General features: G+C 72.1%; 1 protein-coding gene. It reads right to left on the reverse strand.

Annotated elements, in window-relative coordinates; genetic code table 11:
• Positions 1–4,588: SDR family NAD(P)-dependent oxidoreductase (locus tag ACZ5GP_RS33920; RefSeq protein ID WP_468754515.1), on the reverse strand; the 4,588-nt coding region annotated here is incomplete at its 3' end.
• Positions 4,589–4,591: the final 3 nt, after the last annotated feature.

The following is a 4,591-nucleotide window of genomic DNA, read 5'->3' on the forward strand; positions in this document are numbered from 1 at the left end:
CGAGCTCGAGGAACACGGACACGCCCTGCCCAGCGAGGGTGGCAGCCCCATCCGCGAAGCGGACTGCTTCCCTGACATGCCGGACCCAGTACTCGGCCGAGCCCAGCTCGTCGTTCGTGGCCAGCTTGCCGGTCACGTTCGAGACGACCGGAATACGCGGCGCCGCGTAGGTCAGGGACTCGGCAACCGCACGGAAGTCATCCAGCATCGGGGCCATGCGCGGCGAGTGGAACGCATGCGAGACGTCGAGGCGCTTGGTCTTACGGCCCTGGCCGCGCAGCGTCTCCGCGACGGCAAGGACGGCGTCCTCGTCACCGGAGACGACCACAGCAGTCGGCCCGTTGACCGCGGCGATGCCGATCCGGTCCCCGTACTCGGCCAGGAGAGGCGTGACCTCCTCTTCAGTGGCCTGCACGGCGATCATCGCCCCACCGGCGGGCAGTGCCTGCATCAGCCGGCCACGAGCCGCCACCAGCCGAACCGCATCCTCCAGCGAGAACACCCCGGCCACATGAGCCGCCGCTATCTCACCGATGGAATGCCCACCCACAAAGTCGGGTGCAACACCCCAGGACTCGATCAGCCGGAACAGCGCCACCTCGACCGCGAACAAACCGGCCTGCGTGAACACCGTCTGACCCAACAGACCAGCATCCCCGAACACCACCTCACGAACCGACCGCCCCACATGCCCGGCCAGCTCCTGATCCAGCAACCCGCACACCTGGTCAAACGCTTTCGCGAACACCGGATACAGGCCGTACAACTCACGGCCCATCCCCACCCGCTGACTGCCCTGACCCGAGAACAACACCGCCAACCGACCAGAACCCACACCCTGACCGACGACAACGCCAGGAGCCGACTCACCCCGCGCCAACGCACCCAACCCGACCCGCAGAGCATCCCGACCGTCACCGATCACCACAGCCCGGTGCTCGAAAGCAGAGCGCGCCGACGCCAGAGACCAGCCCACATCCACCGGCGACAACTCACCATGCGCCTCGACGTGAGACAGCAGGCGCTCCGCCTGACCCCGCAGCGCCTGGGCACCACGCCCCGACACCACCCACGGCACCACCGGAAGCGTCACCGCTGGCCCCGCGGGCTCCTCGGCCACCACTGGCGCCTGCTCCAAGATGACGTGCGCGTTCGTACCGCTCACACCGAAGGCGGAGACGCCTGCCCGGCGCGGCCGTCCGGTCTCCGGCCACTCCCGCTGCTCGGTGAGGAGCTCGACCGCTCCGGACCCCCAGTCCACCTTCGGGGAGGGCTCACCGACGTGCAGGGTGCGCGGAAGCTCGCCGTGCCGCATCGCCAGCACCATCTTCATCACACCGGCGACGCCCGCGGCGGCCTGCGGGTGGCCCATGTTGGACTTCAGCGAGCCCAACCACAGCGGCCGGTCCTCCGGCCGGTCCTGACCGTACGTGGCCAGCAGCGCCTCGGCCTCGATCGGGTCACCGAGCGTCGTGCCCGTACCGTGCGCCTCCACCGCGTCCACATCGGCGGCCGAGAGCCGCGCGTTCGCGAGCGCCTGGCGGATGACCCGCTGCTGCGAGAGTCCGTTGGGGGCGGTCAGGCCGTTGGAGGCGCCGTCCTGGTTGATCGCGCTGCCCCGGATGACCGCGAGCACCGGGTGTCCGTTGCGGCGGGCGTCGGAGAGCCGTTCCAGGACGAGCATGCCGGCGCCCTCGCCCCAGCCCGTACCGTCCGCGTCCGCGGAGAACGCCTTGCAGCGGCCGTCGGCCGAAAGGCCGCGCTGGCGGCTGAACTCGATGAACATGCCGGGCGCGGCCATGATCGTGACGCCGCCCGCGAGTGCCAGCGAGCACTCGCCCTGGCGCAGCGCCTGAGCGGCCAGGTGCAGGGTGACCAACGAGGACGAGCACGCCGTGTCAACGGTGATGGCGGGCCCTTGCAGTCCCAGGACGTACGCGATGCGCCCGGAGACGACGCTGGAGGACTTGCCGGTCAGCAGATAGCCCTCGACGGAGTTCGGGGCCTCGTGCAGCCGTGCGGCGTAATCCTGATAGGTCATTCCGGCGAAGACGCCGGTCATGCTGCCCTTGAGGGACTCCGGGTCGATACCGGCCCGCTCGAGCGCCTCCCACGTCGTTTCGAGCAGCAGCCGCTGCTGCGGGTCCATGGCCAGGGCCTCGCGCGGCGAGATCCCGAAGAACCCGGGGTCGAACTCGGCGGCGTCGTGCAGGAAGCCGCCTTCGCGGGTGTAGCTCTTGCCCGGCTGCTCGGGGTCGGGGTCATACAGCCCCTCGACGTCCCAACCCCGGTTGGTCGGCAGCTGGGAGATCGCGTCGCGGCCCTCGTCGAGGAGCTGCCACAGCTCCTCGGGCGTGCTGACGTCGCCGGGGAAGCGGCAGCCCATCGCGACGATCGCGATCGGCTCGTCGTCCGCGGGCAGTGCCACGGGGGTCGGTGCCGGAGCGGCGGTCTCGGCCGCCGCCGCGTCGCCCACCAGCTCCGTCCGCAGGTGCTGGGCCATGAGGGTGGCCGTGGGATGGTCGAAGACGGCGCCGGTGGCCAGTCGCAGACCGGTGGCGGCGTTCAGGCGGTTGCGCAGCTCCATGACCCGCATCGAGTCGAAGCCGAGGTCCTTGAAGGCGCGTCCGGCCGCGACCGCGTCCGCTTCGGCGTGCCCGAGCACGGCGGCGGCGTGCGTACGTACCAGTTCGAGCAGCAGCCGTTCCTGCTCGACCGGCGCGAGGCCGGCCAGCCGCCCGGCGAGTCCCGAGCCGGAATGCGACTCGGTGGCATCACCCTCGCCGGTGCCACGGTCCGCTCGGGCCTCGGGCAACTCGTCGAAGAGCCGGCTCGTACGGGTCGCGGTGAACTCCGCGGCGAACCGCGGCCACTCGATGTCGGCCACCGCGAGGAACGGCTCATCGCGGTCGGCCGCCTGGCCGAGCGCCTTGATGGCCACCTCGGGCGCCATCGACCTCAGGCCACGACGGCTCATCCGGTCGTCGATCGCACCGCCGACCATGCCGCCACCGCTCCATGTGCCCCAGGCCAGGGCCACCGACGGCAGGCCGCGCTGCCAGCGGTCCAGGGCGAGCGCGTCGAGGTAGGTGTTGGCCGCCGCGTAGGCGGCCTGACCGCCGTTGCCCAGCGCGCCCGCGACCGACGAGAAGAGCACGAACGCGTCGAGGTCCAGGTGCTCGGTGAGCTCGTCGAGGTGGCGTGCGGCGACCACCTTGGAACACAGCACCCGCTCCAGATGCTCGACGGTCAGCGATTCGATGACCCCGTCGTCGAGCACTCCGGCCGCGTGGACGATCGCGCTCAACGGGCGGTCGTCGGGAATCGATGCCAGCAGCTCGGCGAGCGCGGCCCGGTCGGACACGTCGCACGCGGCCACCGTCACCCCGACACCCAGCCCGGTGAGGTCGGCGGTCAGCTCGGCCGCGCCGGGGGCGTCCGAGCCCCTGCGGCTCGTCAGCACGAGGTGCTCGGCTCCGTGCCCGGCCAGCCAGCGGGCTACGTGGCCGCCCAACGCGCCCGTACCGCCCGTGACCAGGACCGTGCCCCGCGGCTTCCACTCACCGCGCGCCGCCGCGCTCCGGGGGGCGCGCGCCAGACGGCGTACGAACACACCCGCCGGGCGGATCGCGAGCTGGTCCTCGACCGAGGCGCCCGCAGTGGCACCGGCGAGCACCGCGCACAGCCGCTCCCGCGCCCGTGTGTCCCACGTCTCGGGAAGGTCGATCAGACCACCCCACCGCTCAGGGTGCTCAAGCGCGGCCACCCGGCCGAAACCCCACACCGGGGCCTGTGTGGTGCCCGTCTGCCGGTCGGCGCGGCCGACCGAGACAGCGCCGCGCGTGCCGCACCACAGCCGTGCCTCGACACCCGCGTCTTCCAGCGCGTGCAGCAGATTCAAGGTGCCCGCCAGGCCGGACGGCACACCCCCGTGCCGGGGGTGCGCGGTCTCGTCGAGCGCCAGCAGGGACAGGACGCCGGCGACGGGCGTGCTCTCGACCGCCTCGGACAGCTGCTGGGCCAGCCGCTGCCGGTCGGCGTCGGGGGCCACGATCAGGCGGATGGTGCGCGCCCCTCGGGAGCCCAGCGCCTGGACGGCCTCGGCGGCCCACTCGTCCTCGGCGTGCGTGGCGGGGACGACCGCGAGCCAGGTCCCGGACAGCGCCGAGTCCGGCGCCTTCTCCAGCGGCTGCCAGGTGATCCGGTAGCGCCAGCCGTCGAGCTTGGACTGCTCCTGCCGCAGCCGGTGCCAGGACGCCAGGGCGGGCAGGACCGTGCTGAACGGCTCTTCGCCGGAGATGTCGAGTGTGGTCACGACGGATTGGAGGTCCTCGCGCTCCACGGCCTCCCAGAAGCGCGCCTCCACCTCGTCCGCCTCGCGCTCATGGGCGGCGCCGGGGCGGGTCTGGGTCTCCAGCCAGTAACGCCGGCGTTGGAAGGCGTACGTGGGCAGATCGACGCGGGACGCGCCCGCGCCGGCGAAGGCCACACCCCAGTCGACAGTCACGCCCTGGACGTAGGCCTCGGCGAGGGAGGTCAGGAAGCGGTCGAGACCGCCTTCGTCACGCCGCAGCGAGCCGAGCGCCACTGT

This window comes from Streptomyces sp. NPDC031466 (assembly GCF_055581265.1).